Origin of the sequence: Amycolatopsis sp. cmx-8-4 (genome assembly GCF_046548675.1) — a bacterium.
GTDB lineage: Bacteria > Actinomycetota > Actinomycetes > Mycobacteriales > Pseudonocardiaceae > Amycolatopsis.
On record NZ_JAEBDZ010000034.1, the window covers coordinates 61,075 to 81,481 of the forward strand.

Genomic DNA, 20,407 nt, shown 5'->3' on the forward strand with positions numbered 1-20,407 from the left:
CCCACCTCTAGGCTGAGGTCATGGAACTGCTCGACCAGGCCCGCGCCCACGTCGACTCCGGCGCCCTCTTCGCCGAACTGGCCACGCTCGTCGCGTACCCCACGGTCAGCGACGCCCCCGAGGGCCGCGTCGCCATCCAGGCCTACCTCGACGAAGTCCTCACCCCCGCGTTGACGGCGTTGGGCTGCGAAGTCACGCAGCACGCCAACCCGGACCCGGCGGGTGGCCCGTTCCTCGTCGGCGTCCGCACCGAATCACCGGACCGGCCGACGCTGCTCTGCTACGGCCACGCCGACGTCGTGGGCGAAGCCGGCGAGTGGGGCGAAGGCCGTGACCCGTGGACGCTCACCGCCGACGGCGACCGCTGGTACGGCCGCGGCACCGCGGACAACAAGGGCCAGCACCTGATCAACCTCACGGCGTTGCGGCTCCTGCTGGCCGACCGCGGAAAGCTCGGCTTCAACCTGAAGTTCCTCTTCGAAACCGGCGAAGAGATCGGCTCGCCCGGCCTCACCGAGTTCGCCGAACAGGAACAAGACCTCCTGAAAGCCGACGTCCTCATCGCCTCCGACGGCCCGCGCCTGGACGCCGCGACGCCGACGCTGTTCCTCGGCGCGCGCGGTGCCATCCGGTTCGCGCTCGACGTCGACCTGCGCCCAGACGCCTACCACTCCGGCAACTGGGGCGGGGTCCTGCGCAACCCCGCCACCACGCTCACCGGGGCGATCGCGAGCCTGGTCGACGGCCACGGCCGCGTCCAGGTACCCGAGCTGCTGCCGCCGGAACTGCCGGACGGTGTGCGCGCGGCGCTCAAGGGCCTCGAGATCGCCAACACGCCCGGCGACCCGGTGCCGGACGAAGGCTGGGGCGCGCCGGGCCTGACCGGCGCGGAACGGCTCTACGGCTGGAACACCCTCGAAGTCCTCGCGCTCGACGCGGGCGACGTCGACCGCCCGGTCAACGCGATCCCCGGCCGTGCGCGGGCGGTGCTGCAACTGCGGTACGTCGCCGGGACCGACGTCGGGAAGATCCCCGACGCCGTCACGGAACACCTTGCCGCACAAGGGTTCCCGATGGTCGAGGTGAGGGTCGGCGGCGACTTCCGGGCCAGCCGCACGCCGGTCGACGACCCGTGGGTCGGCTGGGCGAAGGCCGCGCTCGACGAGGTCGCCGCGACGCCCGTCGCGGTCCTGCCGAACTTCGGCGGCGGCCTGCCCAACCACGTCTTCACCGACGTCCTCGGCCTGGCGACGCTGTGGCTGCCGCACTCCTACCCGGGCTGCCTGCAGCACGCGCCGGACGAGCACCAGCTCGCCCCGGTCGCCCGGGAAGGGCTGGTACTCGCCACGGCGTTGTTCGGTGCCTTCAGTTCAGCGCCGCCGACTCTTCGTCGGTGAACAGGCGGGAGCGGATCAGGAACCGCACGCCTTCGGGCGCCTCCAGCGAAAACCCGCTTCCGCGGCCCGGCACGACGTCGACCGTCAGGTGGGTGTGCTTCCAGTACGCGAACTGCGGCCCGGACATCCAGAACGGCACGTCTTCCATGCCCTCGACGACCAGGTCGCCGAGGCGCACGTCGGTCTGGCCAGTCTTGAACTCGCCCTTCGGGTAGCACATCGGGGCGCTTCCGTCGCAGCACCCGCCGGACTGGTGGAACATCACCGGTCCGTGGGTCGCCGCGAGCTTCCGGAGGAGGTCGGCCGCCTCCTCCGTCAACGCCACCCGCTCGGTCATCAGAAGAACCCGAGCGCCTGGTCGGAGTAGGAGACCAGCATGTTCTTCGTCTGCTGGTAGTGATCCAGCATCATCTTGTGGTTCTCCCGCCCGATGCCGGACGCCTTGTAGCCGCCGAAGGCCGCGTGGGCCGGGTAGGCGTGGTAGTTGTTCACCCACACGCGACCTGCCTGGATGTCGCGGCCGGCCCGGTAGGCGGTGTTGCCGTCCCGGGACCAGACACCGGCACCGAGGCCGTAGAGGGTGTCGTTGGCGATCTTCATGGCGTCGTCGTAGTCGTCGAACTTCGTCACCGACACGACCGGGCCGAAGATCTCCTCCTGGAAGATCCGCATCTTGTTGTCGCCCGCGAAGACCGTCGGCTCGACGTAGTAGCCGCCCGACAGCTCGCCGCCGAGGTCGCTGCGGCCGCCGCCGATCAGGATCTCGGCGCCTTCCTGCTTGCCGATGTCGATGTAGGACAGGATCTTCTCGAGCTGGTCGTTGGACGCCTGCGCGCCGATCATCGTGTCGGTGTCGAGCGGGTGACCCTGCTTGATCTTGCGGACGCGCTCGACGGCGTCACCCATGAACTTGTCGTAGATGCCCGTCTGGACCAGTGCCCGCGACGGGCAGGTGCAGACCTCGCCCTGGTTCAGCGCGAAGAGCGTGAAGCCCTCCTGCGCCTTGTTGTAGAAGGCGTCGTTCTGCGCGGCGACGTCGTCGAAGAAGATGTTCGGGCTCTTGCCGCCCAGCTCGACGGTCACCGGGATGATGTTCTCGCTGGCGTACTGCAGGATCAGGCGCCCGGTCGTGGTCTCGCCGGTGAAGGCCACCTTGCGGACGCGGTTGCTGGAGGCCAGCGGCTTGCCGGCCTCGACGCCGAAGCCGTTGACGATGTTCAGCACGCCCGGCGGGATCAGGTCGCCGATGATCGACATCAGCACGTGGATCGACGCCGGGGTCTGCTCGGCCGGCTTGAGCACGATCGCGTTGCCCGCGGCCAGCGCCGGGGCGAGCTTCCAGACCGCCATCAGGATCGGGAAGTTCCACGGGATGATCTGGGCGACCACGCCGAGCGGCTCGTGGAAGTGGTAGGCGACGGTGTTCTCGTCGATCTGCGAGATGCCGCCCTCCTGGGCGCGCAGCGCGCCGGCGAAGTAGCGGAAGTGGTCGATGGCCAGCGGGATGTCGGCGGCGAGCGTCTCGCGGACGGCCTTGCCGTTCTCCCAGGCCTCGGCGACCGCGATCTTCTCGAGGTTCTGCTCCATCCGGTCGGCGATCTTGAGCAGGACCCCGGCGCGTTCCTCGACGGAGGTCTTGCCCCACGCGGGGGCCGCGCCCCAGGCCGCGTCGAGGGCCTTCTCGACGTCCGGCGCGGTGCCCCGGGCGATCTCGCAGAAGGTCTTCCCGGTGACGGGAGTCGGGTTCTCGAAGTACTGGCCGCCGGCCGGCGGCACGTATTCGCCGCCGATGTAGTGGTCGTAGCGCGATTCGAAGCTGACGACGCTGCCTTCGGTGTTCGGTGCGGCGTACTGGACCATCTTCCCTGCCTCATTGCTCGGAGTGACGGCGGTGCTCGGGCTCCCGCCGAACGTAGGCCGGGCAACGTTGCACGAGCGTTGCAGCGCTGTGAGCTGGGTCTCTACTCTGAAGGGCGTGGCAGAGGCGCCCGAGCCCGAGATGCTGCGCGATCCGGAGTCGTACGCGCGGCTGCTCGAACACGTCCGCGCGGCGGTGCTGTCCGGGCTGCCGGGCCCGCGCTCGCCACGCTCGGTGGTCTCGGAGTCCTGGGACCGATCGCTGGCCGCGCACGTCGACCCGGACGAGGGCGAGGCCCCGTTCGTCTACGACGTCGACGTGCTGACCGCGTTGCGGGAAGCCCACCCGCTGGCGCCGGTGCTGCCGGTGCTGCGGCAGATGCTGGTGAGCATCGCCGACGACGCCGAGCACGTGATGATCGTGACCGACGCCGAGGGCCTGATCCTGTGGCGCGAGGGCGCGGCGAACCAGCTGGTGCGCGCCGACCGCGTCGGCCTCTCCGAAGGCACCCGGTGGAGTGAGTCGGCGATCGGCACGAACGCCATGGGCACGACGCTGGCGACCGGACAGCCGGTGCAGATCTACTCGGCCGAGCACCTGGTCCGGCGCTACCACACGTGGACGTGCGCGGCGGCGCCCGTGCGCGACCCGGAGACGGGCGTGCTGCTCGGCTCGATCGACGTCAGCGGGCCGCTGCGCACGGTGCACCCGGCGATGTTGTCGCTGGTCACGGCCACGGCGCAGCTCGCAGAGGGGCAGCTGCGCGCCCAGCTCGCGGTCCGCGACGAGCGGCTGCGGCGGGCCAACATGCCCCACCTGGAGGCCCTGCGCGGCCGCCCCGGCGCCCTGCTCTCGGCGGGCGGCCGGGTGCTCGCGGCCCAGGCGTGCCTGCTGCCGGCCACAGTGGACGTCCGCCGCGGCGGCGGCACGGTCGCCCTCCCCGACGGCCGGATCGCGACGCTGGAGCCGCTGGCCGAGGGCTACCTGCTCCGGCTGCGCGCGACGGGCGGCACCACCGGCGGCGGCCACCGCGCCCGGCTGCGCCTGGAGTACCTGGCCGAGGGCGCCGGAACGACCACAGTGGACGGTCGCGACGTGCCGTTCACCCTGCGCCACGCGGAGATCCTGACGCTGCTGGCGTTGCACCCGAACGGCCTCTCGGCCGATCGGCTGGCCCTGCAGCTCTACGGCGAGACGGGCAACCCGGTGACGGTCCGCGCCGAGATCCACCGCCTGCGCTCCCAGCTGGGCGCGACGGTGGTGCAGACCCGCCCGTACCGCCTGGCGGCCGAGGTGGACGCGGACTTCGTCCAGGCTCGCGCGGCCCTGCGGTCCAGTTCCCCGGCGGACGTCATGCGCGTCTTCCGCGGGCCACTGCTGCCGGAGTCGGAGGCCCCGGCGATCCGCGAAGAGCGCGAGACGCTCACGGCCCAGGTCCGCCAGGTGGCGTTGAACAGCACCGACCCGGCGGTGCTGTGGTCGTTCTGGGAGACCCCCTGCGGCGTCGACGACTTCGAAGTCCTGGACGCGCTGCTGGCGACGCTCCCGCCGGCGGACCCCCGCCGCGCGGCCGTCGCGGGCCACCGCGCCCGGCTGCGCTGACCTGGCTCCGAACGCCCCAATGTGGCGTTGGGTGCGTCCAACGCACCCAATGTGGCGTTCGGTGCGTCCAACGCACCCAACGCCACATTGGGGCGCTTGCCCTGCCCCGGCGGGACACGCGTCCCAAGATTCAGTCCACGGTGATCGATAAGTAGACAGCGTCTACAGAAGTTTGATAGACAGTGTCTACAAGATGAACTGCTGGTTACGGAGATCGGGATGAGCTACCACCGTTTCGTCGTCCTCGGCGACAGCTGCGCCGAAGGGCTCGACGACCCGTACCCCGGCCGGCACCAGTACCGGGGCTGGGCGGACTTCGTCGCCGCGCGGCTGGCCGAGGAGGACCCGCGCTTCCGGTACGCGAACCTCGCCGTCCGCGGGCGGCGGCTCGACCAGATCGTGCCCGAGCAGGTGCCCGCCGCGACGAAGCTCGAGCCCGATCTCATCGCGCTCTTCGGCGGCGGCAACGACGTCATGAGCCGGGGCTGGGACGCGCGGACCGTCGCCCGGCGGGTCGACGCCGCGATCCGGGCCTGCACGGAGATCGCGCCCACCGTCGTCACCTTCACCCTCAGCGACGTCTCCAGCCGGATGCCGCTGGGCGCGCGGATGCGGCCGCGGATCGTCGCGCTCAACGAGGCCATCCGCGAAGCCGCCGTCAGCTACGGCGCGCGGCTCGTCGACCTGTGGCCCGACCAGGCCGCCACCGACTCGCGCTACTTCGGGGCCGACCGGCTGCACCTGTCCACGCACGGCCACCACCGGCTCGCCGCCTACGTCCTCGACCGGCTCGGCCTCGACCACGACCCCGCGTGGCTCGCCCCGCTGCCGGGCACCGCGGCCGCCGGCAGCCGGCGCGCCGACCTGCGGTGGCTGGCCCGCGAGGTGCTCCCGGTCGCCGTCACGCGCACGCGCAACCGGCTGATCGGCCGCCAGCCCGGCGACGGCTTCTTCGCCAAGCGCCCCGATCTGCTCCCGATCACCCTGGACGAGGCGTGGGCACCCGGCAACGCCTGATCGACACGGCGTCCGAGCTGCTGGCCGGTGAAGGCGTCGACGCCGTGACGCTGCGCGGGATCGCTAAGGCGGCGGGCGTGTCGCACGGCGCTCCGCTGCGGCATTTCGCCGGCCGCGCCGAGCTGCTGTCGGCCGTCGCGACGCGCGGTTATGCCGACCTGCTCGCCCGCCGCGAGACGCTGCCGGAGACGTCGCCGCGAGCCCGGCTGACCGCCGCCTGCCACAGCTACGTCGACTTCGCGCTCACCAACCCGGCGATGTTCGAGCTGATGTTCCGCCGCGACCTGATCGACCCGGCCGACCCGGCGCTCTCGGCCGCGGCGAGCGCCGTGTTCGACACCTTCGCCGTGCTGGTGGCCGCCGTGCCGACGCCGATCGCGCGGTCCGGCGCCGACCTGCGGCTGGTCGCCGCGTCGTTGTGGGCCGCCTTGCACGGCCTCGCGCAGCTGTGGCTCTGGGGCGGGCTGGCCGGGGCGAGCTTCGCGCCGTCGCCGGAGTCGGCGCTGGCCGTCACGCTGGACGCGTACCTCGGTTGACGCCCGGCGAGGTTGACGCCCGGCGAAGAGGGGCTCCGGAGACCTCCCCCGGCCCCGGTGGGGCACCCTCTCCGCCGAGTCAAGGGCCGACCGTAGTGGCGAACGACCACGCAGCGGAAGCAACTGACGACGTAGCCGCGGTAAACCTTCGCGGTACACCGGTAGCTTTCTGCCGGTGACGACACTGCGGGGACTTCGCGCGCGGCCACGGCTGACCGACGCCGTGCTCGCGGTGCTCGTCGCGGGTTACCAGCTGGCGGGCGCCACCGAGCTGGGCGGCGCGTTCGGCACGCACGCGCGCCCGCTCGGGCTTGTCCTGGCCGCGCTCAGCGCCCTGCCGCTCGCGGTGCGCCGCCGGTTCCCGATCACGACGGTGGTCACCTGCGTCGCCCTGATGGGCGTGTTCTACGCACTCGGCTTCCGGTCGCAGCTCGGGCAGCTCAGCGTCATGATCGCCGCCTACACGGTCTGGGCGCACTGCCGCTTCCGCGACGCGCTCGCCGTCACCGTGCTCGGCCTGATCGCCTACGAGACGTCGATGCTGTTCGGCAGCCCGGTCTCCCCGGTCGGCGACACGCTGCTGTCGCTGCTGCTCGCGGTCGGCGTCGCGGCGATCGGGCGCACCGCCTACGTCCGCAGCCACCGGATCCGCGACGCCGAGCACGACACGGAGCTGGCCGTCGCGGAGGAACGCGTCCGGATCGCGCACGAGCTGCACGACGTCGTCTCGCACCACCTTTCGGTGATCTCGGTGCAGGCCAACCTCGCCCGGTACGTCTTCGAGTCGGCGCCGGACACCGCTCGCGGCGCGCTGGACACGATCACCGGCACGACGACCGAAGCGCTCGACGAGCTGCGTCGCCTCCTCAGCGTGCTTCGCCCGCCGCAGTACCCGCTCGAGGGGTACCGGCCGCAACCCGGGCTCGGCGACCTCGAAACGCTCGCCGCCCGGGTCCGCGAGGCCGGGATCGCGGTCGACCTGCGCGTCACCGGCGCGGCCCGGACGCTGCCGCCCGGCCAGCAGCTGTGCGCGTTCCGCGTCGCCCAAGAGGCGCTGACGAACGTCCTCAAGCACGGCGGCGCCACGGCTGAGCTGACCCTCGACTACCGCGCCGAGCACCTGGTCCTCGGCGTCACGGACCCCGGCGGCGCGCCGGCCGCCCCGCCGAACCCCGGCGGGCACGGGCTGATCGGCATGCGCGAACGCGCCCGGATGTACGGTGGCGTGATCGAGATCGGCCCCTGCGATCCGGCCGGGTTCGCCGTCGTGCTGACGCTGCCGTACCCGCGGCCGGTCCCCCAACCGCAGGAGCCCGAGTGACGAGTGTGCTGGTGGTCGACGACCAGGACCTCGTCCGCGCCGGGTTCGTCGCGCTGCTGGGCGCCGTCCCGGACATCGACGTCGCGGGCGAAGCGCGTGACGGCCTGGAGGCGGTCCAGAAAGCGGCGGCGCTGCGGCCGGACGTCATCCTGATGGACATCCGGCTGCCGGGCCTGGACGGCGTCAAGGCGACCGAGCGGATCCTCGCCGCGGCGACGCCACCGCGGCCGAGCGTGCTCATGCTGACCGTCTTCGACCTCGACGAGTACGTCTACACGGCGTTGCGCGCGGGCGCGGCGGGCTTCCTGCTCAAGGACAGCCCGACGGAGACGCTGGTCGCCGGCATCCACGCGGTCGCCCGCGGCGACATGCTGTTCGGCCCGACGATCACCCGCCGGCTCGTCGAGGCGTTCACCCGCACCCCACCGGAACCACCCACCGCGTCACCGGCACTGGCCGCCTTGACCGACCGCGAGCTGGAGGTGCTGCGGTTCGTCGGCACGGGCGTCCCGAACGGCTGGATCGCGGCCGAGCTGCGGGTCAGCGAGGCCACGGTGAAGACCCACCTCAACCGCCTGATGACCAAGCTCGGCATCTCCAGCCGCGCGCAAGCCGTGGTGGTGGCCTACGAAACCGGGCTGGTCCAGCCGGGCGGCTGAGCGAGATCCCGCCGCACGGCGAGCAGCCACCGCACCCTGTGCGCTTTGACGCAGCGCCCCGATCCGCGCCCGCGGTGCGCGACCCGGTGCGCCGCCGGTCCCGTGCCGGACACGGTCCCAGTGTCCGCGACACGCTCACCCGGTGCGAGCGTCCGAACACCTGATCGAATAAGCTCCGCCCATGTCCGAGTCAGACCCGCAGCTCGAGCGCATCCGCAAGCTCCTCGCCAAGGCCGAGGACCCGGCGGTCACCGAAGCGGAAGCCGAGGCGTACAACAAGAAAGCCGCCGAGCTCGTCGCCCGGTACGGCATCGACCAGGCGATGCTCGCCGAGGCCGGCGCGAGCGTCGACGACATCGGCACGCTCACCATCCCGATGAACGACCCGTACAGCCGGGACAAGGCAAGCCTGCTCACCTCGGTCGCCTACCCGCTGCGCTGCCGGACTCTCCTGCACCGCGTCGGCCAGAAGGTCGAGAGCGTCACGGTGTTCGGCTACCAGTCCGACCTCGGCCGCGTGGAGCTGCTGTTCACCAGCCTCCTGCTTCAGGCGAGCACCCAGCTGAACCGCGTCCGGCCCGGCGGGTTCTTCCCCGGCGAGTCGCTGGCCGCGTACCGGCGCACGTGGCTGCACGGTTTCGCCCGCGCGGTCCACGAGCGGCTTTCGCTGGCCGAGCAGGAGGCCGTCCGCACGGCCGCGCCCGGCGCGCGCTCGGCGGAGCTGGTCGTCCGCGACCGCTCGGCGATGGTCCAGCACCGGTTCGACGAGGAGTACGGCGACCTGCGCTCGGCCGCGCCCCGGCGGCTGTCCGGCAGCGGCTACCTCGACGGCCACGACGCCGGCACGAAGGCGAACCTCGACCCGTCGGCACTCACCCGGCGTCGCAAGGCCCTGCCCGTCCGCTGAGTGTCGCCCGGTTGCCGCTATCCCGGCGATGATCGTTTCCGCTTGACTGGGCGGATGCGCGTGGTGGATCTTGCCGACCGTCCCGACCTGCTCGAATCCGCCTTGGACCTCGGCGACGTCGGCGGCCAGTTCATCTACCAGGGCGCGAGCGGCCGGATGATCACCGGCGAGCGGTTCCTCCGGCACTGGGCGCGGTACTTCCTGATCGCGCTGGACGACGACGGCGTCCCGATCGCGCGCGCCCTCTCGGTCCCGCTGGCGTTCCCGGCGGAAGACCGCACGGAGCTGCCGGACCACGGCTGGGACCAAGCCATCGAATGGGCGGCACAGGACGTCATGGACGGCCGCCCGCCGAACGCGTTGTGCGCGCTGGAAGTCGTGATCGCGCCGCACCTGCGTGGCTCCGGCCTGTCGGCGCCGATGCTGAAGGCGTTGAAGGCGCGGGCCGCGGAAACGGGGCTGCGCAAGCTGATCGTGTCGGTCCGCCCGATCGGCAAGGAGCAGGAGCCCGCCGTCCCGATGCCGGAGTACGCGGCCCGCCGCCGGGAAGACGGCCTGCTGGCCGACCGCTGGCTGCGCACGCACGAGCGGCTGGGCGCCCGGGTCGTCAAGGTCTGCCCGTTCGCGGTGACGCTGGCGGGATCGCTGGCCGACTGGTGCGAGTGGACCGGCGTCAAGCTGGCGGAAGGCGAGAACTTCATCCCCGGCGGCATCGCCCCGGTGTACGCGTCGACGGCCCACGACACGGCGACCTACGTGGAGCCGAACGTCTGGATGGACCACCCGATGTAGGCCTCGGGGATCACCCTGATGGACCTCCGCGCCGCCACCTGCTAGTTTTTGTTTGCATGTGGAGGACGCCGTGACCGAGCCCACCGGGGACGAGCTCGTCCGGCTGCTGGGGACCCTGGCGAACCCGCACCGGCTGCGGATCGTCGCGGCCCTGCTGACCGACCGCGCCTACGTCAGCGAACTGGCGCGCACGCTGCGGATCAGCCGCGCGCTCCTGCAGGTGCACCTGCGCAAACTCGAAGCCGCGGGCCTGGTCACGGCCAGCTTCGAGGTCGGCGAAGACGGCAAGACGCTGCGGTTCTACGAGCTCACGCCGTTCTCCGTCGTGCTGACGCCCACGGCGATCGCGGCCGCCGTGCCGACGCTGACCACACCGGAGTCCGTCCACGCGGACGGCGAGGAGGGACGGACATGAACTGGCACCAGTGGCAGGAGATCATCGGCGTGACCGGGGTCTTCGTCCTGATCACCGTCGTGCTCACGGTCGCGATCGTGCAGCTGGCCTCGACCTGGCGCGCCAAGGCCGCGCTGGCCCGCGAGCACGAATACCGCTCGCTGGCGGAGAAAGCCGTCCGGACGCAGGAAGAAACCGAACGGCAGCTGCGGGACGTCCAGGACCGCCTGCGGTCCATCGAACACGTGCTCAAGGAGGTCGACTGACCTGAGGCCCTGGACCGCCGAGCGGCAACTCGGCGGCCCAGGAGGAAGAAGCACCCACTCGCCCGAGGGCGAGCTCTCATCGGATCACTCCTTCACGGAAGGACTTTAGTTCATGCTGCCTGCAGGCAGGCCCGTGGTCGAACGCGTCGCGAACTGGGCGGTGCACCACCGCGCCGCCGCGATCTTCGGCTGGCTGGCGCTCGTCGCGCTCGCCTGGGTCATCGGCACGTTCACCCCCGGCACCGACGCGCGCTCGAGCCCCGCCGGCGACGCCGGCACCGGCCAAGCGGTCCTCGACCGCCAAGACGCCCGCGAACCGTTCTGGGAGAACGTCCTCGTACCCAGGGATTCCCCGGCCGTGGCCGACCTGGTGACGACGTTGACGACGTCCGGCGCGGTCGCGGACATCCGCTCCCCGCTCGACGACCCGGCCCAGGTCTCCGCCGACGGCCGGGCCGGCCTCGTCACCTTCCGGATCCGCGGTACCGGCCCGGAAATCAAGCCGCACCTCGCGACGACGACCGCCGTCGTCGGCACCGTCGCCGCCCGGCACCCGGACGTCCGGCTCGCGCAAGCGGGCGACCTCAGCGTGTCCGGCGCGGTCGACCAGAGCATCAAGGAGGACATCAAGCGGTCCGAGACGCGCTCGCTGCCGCTCACCCTGCTGATCCTGCTGGCCGTGTTCGGCTCGCTGGTCGCGGCGGCCGTCCCGGTGCTGCTCGCGGGCACCACGGTGCTCGCGACCTTCGGCCTGCTGTCCGCAGTGGACAACTGGATCCCGTTCAACAGCGCCACTTCCTCGATGACGTTGCTGATCGGCATGGCGGTCGGCGTCGACTATTCGCTGTTCTTCCTGCGCCGGGTGCGGGAAGAACGTGCACACGGCGTCGACGAGTCCCTGCGGATCGCCGCGCGGACGTCCGGGCACGTCATCGTCGTGTCGGGGCTGACCGTGGCCCTGTGCGTCACCGGCCTGCTGTTCACCGGACTCGACAACCTCCGCGGCCTGACCGTGAGCACGATCCTCGTCGTCGGCCTCGCCGTGCTGGCGTCGGTGACCGTGCTCCCCGCGACGCTCTCGCTGCTCGGCACCCGCGTCGACCGCCTCCGGATCCCCTGGCTGGGCAAGCGGGGCACCCGCTCACGGTTCTGGGCCGGCGTCGCCTCGACGGTGACGCGGCGGCCGGCGCTGTGGACCGGGATCGCCGCCGGGCTCCTGGTCCTGCTCGCCCTGCCCGCCGCCGGAATCCGGTTGCAGGACCCGGCCCCGACCGAAAGCCTGCCGCGCAGCGTCCCGGTGATCGACGCGGCCGCGCGCGTCCAGGAAGCGTTTCCCGGCGTGACGATGCCGGCGCACGTCGTCCTCTGGAGCGACCGCGGCCCGGTCGACACCCCGGCGGTCCGGCGGGCGATCGACGAGCTCACCGCGCGGACGCCGAAGCCGGCGATCGTGGCGCCGGTGGGCGACGCCCTCGTCGTGCGGATCCCGCTCGGCGGCACCGGAAACGACGAGGTGGCCGACCGCTCACTCACGGCGTTGCGGGAAACCCTGCTGCCGCAGACCATCGGCCGGCTCGACGGCGTCCACTTCGCGGTCGCGGGCCGGACCGCGGAGGCCCACGACTTCACCGCGCAAGTGCTGCAGCGGGCGCCGTACGTCTTCGGGTTCATCCTGCTGCTCGCGTTCGTGCTGCTGCTCGTGGTGTTCCGGTCGGTGGTGGTACCGGCGGTGTCGATCCTGCTCAACCTGCTGTCGGTCGGCGCGGCCTACGGCGTGCTGACCTTGGTGTTCCAGGACGGTTTTCTCGCGCCACTACTGGGTTTCACGCCCTACGGCGGGGTGCTCGGCTGGCTGCCGATGTTCCTGTTCGTGCTGTTGTTCGGCCTGAGCACGGACTACCACATCTTCATCCTCAGCCGGATCCGCGAACGCCGTCAGGCGGGCCACCCGGCGCGTGCGGCGATCGTCGAAGGCACGGCGAGCAGCTCCGGCGTGGTGACGAGCGCGGCGTTGATCATGACGGGCGTGTTCAGCATCTTCCTGAGCCTCGCGGCGATCGAGTACAAGATGCTGGGGCTGGGCATGGCTTTCGCGATCCTCCTGGACGCGACGGTGGTCCGGGGCATCCTGCTCCCGGCGGCCCTGTCCCTGGTGGGCGACCGCCTCTGGAACCCTGCGTGCCGGCCCTGACCGGCCTGGACCCCGTCCACCTCGCGCTGATCGCTCAGCCCTGGGCACCGAACGGCGCACCGCCGGCGTTGTGGGCCGCCCAGCTGATGACCGCGACGGCCCTGACGGCGTCGCCCTCCCGACGGTCACGGCCGTCGGCTACCTGCTCCCGGTCGTCTCCATCGCCCTGGGCGCGCTCCTCCTGGACGAGCCGCCGACCCCGCGGACCAACGGCGGCATGGCGATCGTGCTGGCCGCCGTCGCCCTGACGCGCCGGAAGGCTCAGACGAGCAGCTCCACGACCGCGCCCGGCGCGCTGGCGGTGCCGAAGTAGTCACCGGTGGCCAGTTCCGCGCCGGCGTCACGCCACCAGTCCGCCTGGCCCGCGGTGTCGATCCCGTCGACGACCAGCGTCGCGCCGACCTGCCGGACCAGCGGCACCAGCTCGCCGAGGAACGTCGATTCCGTCCACGCCTGCCATTCGGCGAGCCGGCGGGCGACCCGCACGACCCCGACCGGGAGGTCCTCGACCGCCCGCAGGTCGTCCGGCCCCATGCCGAACTCGTCGAGCAGCACCCGGACGCCGAGCCCGGCCAGCGCGGTCAGGTTCTCGACGACCCCGGACGTCGCCACCGCGCCGACCGGGACGCCGATCATCAGCTGCTCCGGCGGCAGGCCGGAGTCCGCCAGCAGGCCCGTGACGCGGGTACCCAGCGCCTCGTCCGTCACCTGGTGCTCGGTGAGGCCGGCGACCACCGGCAGCCCGAAGTCCAGGCGCTGGTGCCACCACTCGCCCTGCCGGCTCGCCGTCCGCAACGCCCAGTCGCCCAGCGGCAGGACGAGCCCGGTCGCCTCGGCCAGCTCCGCGCAGCGTTCGTGCGCCAGTGGCGGCCGGCCGGGCCGGTCCCACTGCAGCCGGGCTTCGACGCCGGCCAGCCCGCCGTCCGCCAGCCGCACCATCGGCCGGTACCGCACCTCGATCTCGCCGTTCTCCCACGCCCCGGCCATGCCGACGGCGAGGCCCTGCGCCCGCCGGTCCGCGGCGTCGGCCACCGGGTCGAACATCTTCCACTGACCGCGTCGCCGGGCCTTGGCCCGCCGCAGCGTCTGGTCCGCCGCGCGCAGCAGCTCGGCCGGGTCGATGCCCTTCACCGGCCGGTGCACCACCCCGGCGCTGGCCGACAGCGCCAGCCCGTGGCCCTCGACGAAGAACGGCTCGGCGAGCTCGTCGTTGATGGCGCGCACGATGGTGTTGATGTCCGGCGTCATCGCCGTGTTCTCGATCAGGATGCCGAACTCGTCGCTGTGGAAGCGGGCGATCATCGCCCGCTCGCGGGCCACGACGGCCTTCAGCCGCTGCGCGAAGTGCACGAGCACCTGTTCGCCGACGCGCCGGCCGAGGCTGTTGCAGACCATGCCGAACGCGTCGAGGTCCACGTGGAGCAGCGTGACGCCGTGGACCGGGTCCGCGCGCCGCAGCGCGGTCTCGAGGTGGGTGCCGAAGTACTGGCGGTTCGGCAGGCCGGTCAGCACGTCGTGCAGGGCCTGCCGGCTCAGCTCGCTCTGCAGCAGCATCAGCTCGGTGCCGTCCTCGGCCACCACGACGAAGTACGCGGGCCGGTCACCGGCGTCCCGCAGCAGCGAGGCGGTGAGCGAGATGCGCGCGACGTCGCCGTCCTTGCGCAGCAGCCGCTGGGACTGCCGGACCCGGTCCCGGCCGCCGTCCTCGGCCAGTGTCCGCAGGGCCTCCCGGAGGCCCTTGACGGAGTCCGGGTGCACGAGGTCGTAGAGCCCGGTCCCGGTCAGCTCGCTCGTGGGGCGCCCGAGCATCTCGGCCAGGGCCGTGTTGGCCCGCACGATGCGGCCGTCGAGCCCGACGACCGCGATGCCGCTCGCCGAAGACGTGACGACCTCGTCGAAGCGCGCCTCGCTCTCCTTGAGGTTCCACTGCGCGTCCCGCACCGCCTTGAGCAGCGACAGGTGCATGATCTCCTGCTGGTCGAGGACACTGCGTTCGTGCGCGATCAGGAACCCGCACGAGAGCGCGCCCAGCCCGAGCACGATCCGCTCGGCGAACCGGTCCGGCGGCCGGAGCTCCGCCAGCGACGGCAGGCCCTTGCCGAGGACTTCGAGCGTGCACCGCAGCCCCGGCTCACCGACGTAACCGAGCGACACCAGCCGGGCGCCGATCCGCTCCGCGGGCGTCGTGTCCGCCGAGCCGTCCAGCAGGTTCGCGCAGAACGCGTCGAGCAGGCCACGCAGTTCTTGCTCGAGCCCCTCCCGGCTCAGCGACACGACGGTGACGCCGCTGAGCAGGTACGCCCACTTGCGCGCGAGCAGATTCCGCTCCCGCTCCGGATCGGACGTGTCCGCGCGCGCGTGATCGGGTTTCGCCATGGGTTCAGCCTTGCTGTGTTTTCGCGTGCGCGGACCGGCCACCTGCGGCGTTCTTGCGACCGATTCCGGCGTAAACCAGCATATTCATCTCGGATGTGCCGGAGATGTCCGCCGGACCGGCCGGACGCCATTCGCCGCACCCGACCAGACCGGGTTCGACGATTTCGAATCCGGCGAACAACTTCGTCACTTCTTCGTGCGTTCGCAATGTCACCTGGTCCGAGCTCCGGCTTTCCTTGATCACGTCGGTCGCTTCCGTGAGGTTCTCGCCCTGGTGGTCGCCGGTGACGTGGGTGATGGCGAGAAAACTGCCGTCCGCCAGCGCCGCCCGGTAGCGGCCGACGAGCTCGAGCGGGCCCGACTCGTCCGGGATCCAGTGCAGCATCAGCAACATCAGCAGCCCGACCGGCTCGTCGAGGTCGAGCAGGCCACGGACCTGCGGTGACTCGAGGATCTTCTCCGGGTCCCGCATGTCAGCGTGCACGATAGCGGCGTGATCGTTGCCCGCCAACATCAATTCGCTGTGCGCGACCGCCACCGGGTCGCGGTCCACGTACACCACCCGGCACTCCGGGTCGCGGGCCTGCGCCACCTCGTGCACGTTCGCCACCGTCGGGATTCCCGAGCCCACGTCGAGGAACTGCCGGATCCCGCGGTCGGCCATGAACCGCACCGCGCGGCCGAGGAACGCGCGGTTCACGCGCGCGGCCTCGCGCAGGCCGGGCATCGCGTGCTCGATCCGCGTGCCCACCGCGCGATCGACGGCGAAGTTGTGCCCTCCCCCCAGCATGAAGTCGTAGGTGCGGGCCATGCTCGGCACGGAGATATCGACACCCGGTGGCACCCATTCCGGTGATCGTGTCACAGAGAACACCTTCTAGTCACATCGGGAATGGCTCCGAGTTTAGCCATCGCGCGCGATCTCTTCGCTGCGCCATATGCGTGACCCCAGACCACCCGTTCGGGCACTGTCACGCTCGGCCGGACGCGCCTACCGTAGGCCGTCTCGTTGGCGGAATCCACACAATGGCGTAACGAGGAGTCCTCATGACCGTCCCGGTCGCGCCGGGCCGGTGGCCTTTTCTCGGGCACACCCCGGCGCTCCTGCGGCGACGCTTCGCATTCACCGACGCATTGCGCGAACACGGCGAGATCGTCAAGGTCTATCTCGGCCCGTCGCCCACGTACTTCGTCACCAGCCCACGATTGAGCCACGAGGTGCTGGTCACGGCCGGGCCGAAGTTCCGCAAGGGCGCCATGTTCGACAAGTTCCGGCCGTTCGTCGGGAACGGCTTGGTGCTTTCGAACGGTGACTTCCACCTGCGGCAGCGACGGCTGATGCAGCCGGCGTTCCACCGCGACCGCTTGACCGCCTACGTGGAGACCATGCGCCACGCGGCGGCCGACCTGAGCGACTCGTGGCAGCCGGGGGAAGTGCGGAAGATCGACGAAGACCTGCAGGGGCTGGCGGTCACGATCGTCGGCGAGGCCCTGTTCTCCACCGAGCTCGGAAAAGAGGCGATCGCCGAAGCACGCCGTTCCATCTACGTGATCATCCAGCAGGGCATGATTCGCGCACTGTCGCCGAAGTTCGTCGAAAAGCTGCCGATCCCCGGCAACCGCCGGTTCGACGAAGCCATCACCCGGATGCAGGCGATCGTGCTGGAGGTGATCCGCGAGTGGCGGGCCGACGGCGTGGACCGCGGCGACCTGTTGTCGATGCTGCTGCTGGCCGGCATGACCGACGAGCAGGCGCGCGACGAGGTCCTCACCCTGCTCACCGCCGGCATCGAGACGACCGCGCTCGCGCTGGCCTGGATGTTCCACGAGCTGGGCCGGAACCCGGACGTCGAAGCGCGGGTGCACGCCGAAGTCGACGAGGTGCTGGCCGGCCGTCCGGTCACCGGCGACGACCTGCACCGGCTGGTCTACGTCCGGCAGGTCGTCGACGAGGTGCTGCGCCAGTACCCGCTCTGGATGCTGATGCGCCGCACCCTCACGGAAGTCCGGCTCGGCGACGAGCGGCTCCCGGAGGGCGCCGAGGTGATCGTCAGCCCGCACGCGCTGCACCACGACCCCGCCAGCTTCGAGGCCCCGGAGAAGTTCGATCCCGGCCGCTGGTCGCCGGAGCGGGCGAAGCAGCTGCCGAAGGGCGCGTTCATCCCGTTCGGCGCGGGCACCCGGCAGTGCGTCGGGAACGTCTTCGCCCAGAACGAAATCGTCATCACCGTGGCCACGGTGGCCGCGCGCTGGCGGCTGGTCCCGGTCCCGGGCCGGCCGGTGCGCGTCAAGTTCACCTCGGCCGCCTACCCCGAAAGCCTGCCGATGACGGCAGTCCGTCGCTAGTTGGAGGTAGTTCTCCTTGCTTCGCCAAGCTTTCCGCCGCCTTTGTGCTGCCCTGCTCCTGATCGCGGCGGCGATGTCCGTGCCCATCCCGGCGCACGCGGACACGGTCACCTGCCAAGACCTGTACGTCCCGGTCGCGCTCGGCCAGATGCACGGCCGGCTCTGCGCACCGTCCCAGGCCGAGACAGTGGTGGTCCTGATCCCCGGCGGCACGTACAACGCGTCCTATTGGGACATCGCCTACACCCCGGAGCTCCGCTCGTTCCGCCTGGCCATGAACCAGTCGGGCGTGGCGACACTCGCAGTCGACCGCATGGGCACCGGCTCGAGCTCCAAACCCCTCAGCGCCCTCTTGTCGGCAACGGCCCAAGCGAACGCCGTCCACCAGGTGATCCAGTCGATCCGGGCACGGTTCACGAAGGTGATCGTCGGCGGCCACTCGATCGGCTCGGCCATGGCGATGATCGAAGCGGGAACCTTCCACGACGTCGACGGCGTCCTGGTGACGGACATGACGCACCGGATGAACTACGTCACGGTGATCCCGGTGCTGGCGAACATGATCCCCGCACCCCTGGACCCCCGCCTGTCCAGCCGCGGCCTCGACGTGGGCTACTTGACGACGTCCCCGGGCACCCGCTACACGGCCTTCCACACCCCAGGCCCGAACGACGCGGGCGCGATCGCCTACGACGAGTCCACAAAGGACGTATTCGCGGCAACGGAGGCCGTGGACACGATCGCCCTGACCACAGTGATCATCCCGGCATCCCTGCAGATCACGGTCCCGGTGTTCTTGGTGGTGGGCGACGACCCCCACTTCTGCGGCCCCTTGGCCAGCGACTGCTCGACTCCGGAGGCGTTGCGAGCGTCAGAGGCCCCGTTCTTCGCCCCGGCCGCCCGCCTCCAGACGTACATCCTGAACGGCTACGGCCACGCGATCAACTACGCCCCGAACGCGGGAACGTACTTCGCCCAGGTGACGAACTGGCTCAAGACCTCGGTCTGACAGACAGAAACAGGACAAGGAATTGCCAGTTCGATGACACCCCCGCGCGCCGCCCCGGCATCTGCGAAAGTCGTAGACCGAATCGGCGAACGGGGAGAAGCCTTATGCGGGTCGTGGCGGTCATGAACTACAAGGGCGGCGTGGGCAAGACAACCCTCACCGCGAACCTGGGCGCGGTAGCCGCCGCCCGCGGCCTGCGCGTACTGCTCCTCGACCTCGATCCGCAGACCAACCTGACCTTCTCGTTCTACTCGATCGACGATTGGCACCACCAGCTCAAAGACAGCAACCGGACGATCAAGCAGTGGTACGAGGGTGAAATGCCCGGAAGGGACATCTCCCTGGCCGACCTCGTCGTCACGCCGGAGCGGGTCAACAAGGTTCTCGACGGCACCGGCGGCCGCGTCGACCTGATCTCCTCACACCTCGGCCTCATCGACATCGACCTGGAACTCGCCGCGCGGCTGGGCGGGGCGACCACGCTCGAAGCCTCGAAGCGGCGGTTCCTGGACCTGCACAGCTGCCTGCGGCACGCGTTGCGGGACAACCACTTCACCCAGTACGACCTGGTACTGATCGACTGCGCGCCCAACTTCGGCATCGTCACCAAGACGGCGATCGTCGCCAGCGAGCAGGTCCTCGTACCGGCCAAGGCGGACTACCTGTCCACCTTGGGACTGGACTACCTGGTGGGCAACTGCGCCGAACTGGTCCGGCAGTTCAACGACTTCGTCAGTCACAAGGGCGGCAGCGGGGACCACCGCCCGATCGACCCCGGGATCCTGGGGGTGGTGTTCACGATGGTGCAGATCTACTCGCAGCAGGTGACTTCCGCTCAGCACGCCTACATCGAAGAAGTAAGCCTGAACTCGCGGGTACCCGTGCTGGAGAGCTGGGTCCGCAACAGCCCGGTTCACTTCGGTGACGCGGGTGAGAGCGGAGTGCCGGCGATGCTGCGCACCGCCGGCAGGGACCTGGTCGTCCGGGAGTTCGACCAGCTGGCCGACGAGGTCCTGGGTTCGCTCGGCCTGGCGTCGGGTGATCACCGGTGAGCGACTTGAAGAAGTTCGTCGCCCTGCAGGCCCAGCTGTTCGCCTTCCTGACCGAACAGGACGACGCCACACTGGAAGCGATCGCCGCCGGGACAGCACAATTGGCCGTTCTCGGCGCCGAGGTTTCCGTGACGCCATCCAAGGATCCGCTGCAAGTCGCGCAAAACCTGTCGAGACTCTCATCCGAAGATGCCAAGCGGCGCCACCTGACGGAATGTGGACTCGTCGTGCCAGACCTGAAGAAGGTCGCCAAATCGCTCGGAATTCGTGGTTACGGCGGCTTCACCAAACTCAAGCTCATCGACCTGCTCGCCGGCCACGGTCAGAGCCAGACGACAGCAGCGCCGGCGGCCCCGGCACCACCACCTCGGGCTCCGGTTCGCGACGAACCGGCGGTCGAGCGACAGGTCGCTCCGCGAGAACCCGAGCCATCGACCGGACCGGTGAACCGAGACGTCGACGTGGCTGCCATCGCCGCGAACCTTCGCGAGACCGAGACCGAGGAAGAAGGCGCGGCCTACCTCCGCGCTCAGCGCCTGGACCGGGAGAGCCTGCTCGCGGTCGCGGGTGAGCTGCAGCTCACCCGGGTGAGCCGGCTGAGCCAGACCGAACTCGAGAAGCGGGTCCTGAAGCAGGCGATCGGTGCCCGGCGCAAGTTCGCCGGGCTGCGGAAGTGGTGAGCCC

The 20,407-nt window shown here is 70.9% G+C and carries 20 protein-coding genes; 16 read left to right on the forward strand and 4 right to left on the reverse strand.

Annotation, left to right across the window (positions count from 1 at the left end; genetic code table 11):
- Positions 1-20: 20 nt before the first annotated feature.
- A complete protein-coding gene (locus tag ACLJQZ_RS41500) occupies positions 21-1,397 on the forward strand; it encodes a M20 family metallopeptidase (protein WP_410626415.1) in 1,377 nt (458 codons plus the stop codon).
- Here the strand turns inward: ACLJQZ_RS41500 and ACLJQZ_RS41505 are convergent.
- On the reverse strand, positions 1,366-1,734 hold the full coding sequence (locus ACLJQZ_RS41505) for a DUF779 domain-containing protein (RefSeq protein ID WP_328644882.1): 369 nt from the start codon (positions 1,732-1,734) through the stop codon (positions 1,366-1,368). The two genes, ACLJQZ_RS41500 and ACLJQZ_RS41505, sit on opposite strands and share 32 nt — an antisense overlap.
- Positions 1,734-3,257: an aldehyde dehydrogenase family protein gene (locus tag ACLJQZ_RS41510; RefSeq protein WP_328612586.1), complete on the reverse strand. Its 1,524-nt coding sequence runs from the start codon at positions 3,255-3,257 to the stop codon at positions 1,734-1,736. The genes ACLJQZ_RS41505 and ACLJQZ_RS41510 overlap by 1 nt, the downstream gene beginning before the upstream one ends.
- Before the next feature lie 139 nt (positions 3,258-3,396).
- Between ACLJQZ_RS41510 and ACLJQZ_RS41515 the strand changes: the two genes are divergently transcribed.
- The 11 genes from ACLJQZ_RS41515 to ACLJQZ_RS41565 all read left to right on the forward strand — a co-directional run bounded on the left by ACLJQZ_RS41515 (position 3,397) and on the right by ACLJQZ_RS41565 (position 13,253).
- The gene (locus ACLJQZ_RS41515) at positions 3,397-4,857 is read left to right on the forward strand and encodes a GAF domain-containing protein (protein ID WP_410626462.1); all 1,461 of its coding nucleotides are present in this window, start codon (positions 3,397-3,399) and stop codon (positions 4,855-4,857) included.
- Positions 4,858-5,076: 219 nt separating this feature from the next.
- The gene (locus ACLJQZ_RS41520) at positions 5,077-5,874 is read left to right on the forward strand and encodes an SGNH/GDSL hydrolase family protein (protein WP_410626418.1); all 798 of its coding nucleotides are present in this window, start codon (positions 5,077-5,079) and stop codon (positions 5,872-5,874) included.
- Positions 5,853-6,410, forward strand: a complete 558-nt coding sequence (locus tag ACLJQZ_RS41525) for a TetR/AcrR family transcriptional regulator (RefSeq protein WP_410626419.1) — start codon at positions 5,853-5,855, stop codon at positions 6,408-6,410. The genes ACLJQZ_RS41520 and ACLJQZ_RS41525 overlap by 22 nt, the downstream gene beginning before the upstream one ends.
- Before the next feature lie 175 nt (positions 6,411-6,585).
- Positions 6,586-7,731 (forward strand): sensor histidine kinase, encoded by a 1,146-nt coding sequence (locus ACLJQZ_RS41530; RefSeq protein WP_410626421.1) that lies wholly within the window; start codon positions 6,586-6,588, stop codon positions 7,729-7,731.
- Positions 7,728-8,390 (forward strand): response regulator, encoded by a 663-nt coding sequence (locus ACLJQZ_RS41535; protein ID WP_410626423.1) that lies wholly within the window; start codon positions 7,728-7,730, stop codon positions 8,388-8,390. The genes ACLJQZ_RS41530 and ACLJQZ_RS41535 overlap by 4 nt, the downstream gene beginning before the upstream one ends.
- Positions 8,391-8,571: 181 nt before the next feature.
- Positions 8,572-9,297 carry a DUF2786 domain-containing protein gene (locus ACLJQZ_RS41540; RefSeq protein WP_326944502.1) on the forward strand — a complete coding sequence of 242 codons (726 nt, stop codon included), beginning with the start codon at positions 8,572-8,574 and terminating at the stop codon, positions 9,295-9,297.
- A gap of 54 nt (positions 9,298-9,351) precedes the next feature.
- Positions 9,352-10,089 (forward strand): Long-chain-fatty-acid--CoA ligase, encoded by a 738-nt coding sequence (locus tag ACLJQZ_RS41545; protein ID WP_410626425.1) that lies wholly within the window; start codon positions 9,352-9,354, stop codon positions 10,087-10,089.
- A 70-nt stretch (positions 10,090-10,159) separates the two neighbouring features.
- The gene (locus ACLJQZ_RS41550) at positions 10,160-10,504 is read left to right on the forward strand and encodes an ArsR/SmtB family transcription factor (RefSeq protein WP_410626427.1); all 345 of its coding nucleotides are present in this window, start codon (positions 10,160-10,162) and stop codon (positions 10,502-10,504) included.
- A complete protein-coding gene (locus tag ACLJQZ_RS41555; protein WP_326944505.1) occupies positions 10,501-10,749 on the forward strand; it encodes a hypothetical protein in 249 nt (82 codons plus the stop codon). The genes ACLJQZ_RS41550 and ACLJQZ_RS41555 overlap by 4 nt, the downstream gene beginning before the upstream one ends.
- A gap of 112 nt (positions 10,750-10,861) precedes the next feature.
- The gene (locus ACLJQZ_RS41560) at positions 10,862-12,940 is read left to right on the forward strand and encodes an MMPL family transporter (RefSeq protein WP_410626430.1); all 2,079 of its coding nucleotides are present in this window, start codon (positions 10,862-10,864) and stop codon (positions 12,938-12,940) included.
- A gap of 70 nt (positions 12,941-13,010) precedes the next feature.
- On the forward strand, positions 13,011-13,253 hold the full coding sequence (locus ACLJQZ_RS41565) for a hypothetical protein (protein WP_410626432.1): 243 nt from the start codon (positions 13,011-13,013) through the stop codon (positions 13,251-13,253).
- On the opposite strand, the gene ACLJQZ_RS41570 is transcribed toward ACLJQZ_RS41565, so the two are convergent.
- Both ACLJQZ_RS41570 and ACLJQZ_RS41575 read right to left on the reverse strand, forming a co-directional pair.
- Positions 13,202-15,316: a putative bifunctional diguanylate cyclase/phosphodiesterase gene (locus ACLJQZ_RS41570; protein WP_410626433.1), complete on the reverse strand. Its 2,115-nt coding sequence runs from the start codon at positions 15,314-15,316 to the stop codon at positions 13,202-13,204. The genes ACLJQZ_RS41565 and ACLJQZ_RS41570 overlap by 52 nt on opposite strands.
- Positions 15,317-15,320: 4 nt before the next feature.
- Complete coding sequence (locus tag ACLJQZ_RS41575; protein WP_410626435.1) at positions 15,321-16,127, reverse strand: SAM-dependent methyltransferase; 807 nt, start codon at positions 16,125-16,127, stop codon at positions 15,321-15,323.
- 236 nt (positions 16,128-16,363) lie between these two features.
- Between ACLJQZ_RS41575 and ACLJQZ_RS41580 the strand changes: the two genes are divergently transcribed.
- The 4 genes from ACLJQZ_RS41580 to ACLJQZ_RS41595 all read left to right on the forward strand — a co-directional run bounded on the left by ACLJQZ_RS41580 (position 16,364) and on the right by ACLJQZ_RS41595 (position 20,403).
- Positions 16,364-17,662, forward strand: a complete 1,299-nt coding sequence (locus tag ACLJQZ_RS41580) for a cytochrome P450 (RefSeq protein ID WP_410626436.1) — start codon at positions 16,364-16,366, stop codon at positions 17,660-17,662.
- 73 nt (positions 17,663-17,735) lie between these two features.
- Complete coding sequence (locus tag ACLJQZ_RS41585) at positions 17,736-18,671, forward strand: alpha/beta hydrolase (protein ID WP_410626438.1); 936 nt, start codon at positions 17,736-17,738, stop codon at positions 18,669-18,671.
- A 104-nt stretch (positions 18,672-18,775) separates the two neighbouring features.
- The gene (locus tag ACLJQZ_RS41590) at positions 18,776-19,723 is read left to right on the forward strand and encodes a ParA family protein (protein ID WP_410626440.1); all 948 of its coding nucleotides are present in this window, start codon (positions 18,776-18,778) and stop codon (positions 19,721-19,723) included.
- Positions 19,720-20,403, forward strand: a complete 684-nt coding sequence (locus ACLJQZ_RS41595; RefSeq protein ID WP_410626441.1) for a hypothetical protein — start codon at positions 19,720-19,722, stop codon at positions 20,401-20,403. Before ACLJQZ_RS41590 ends, ACLJQZ_RS41595 begins: the two co-directional genes overlap by 4 nt.
- The last annotated feature ends 4 nt before the right edge of the window (positions 20,404-20,407 follow it).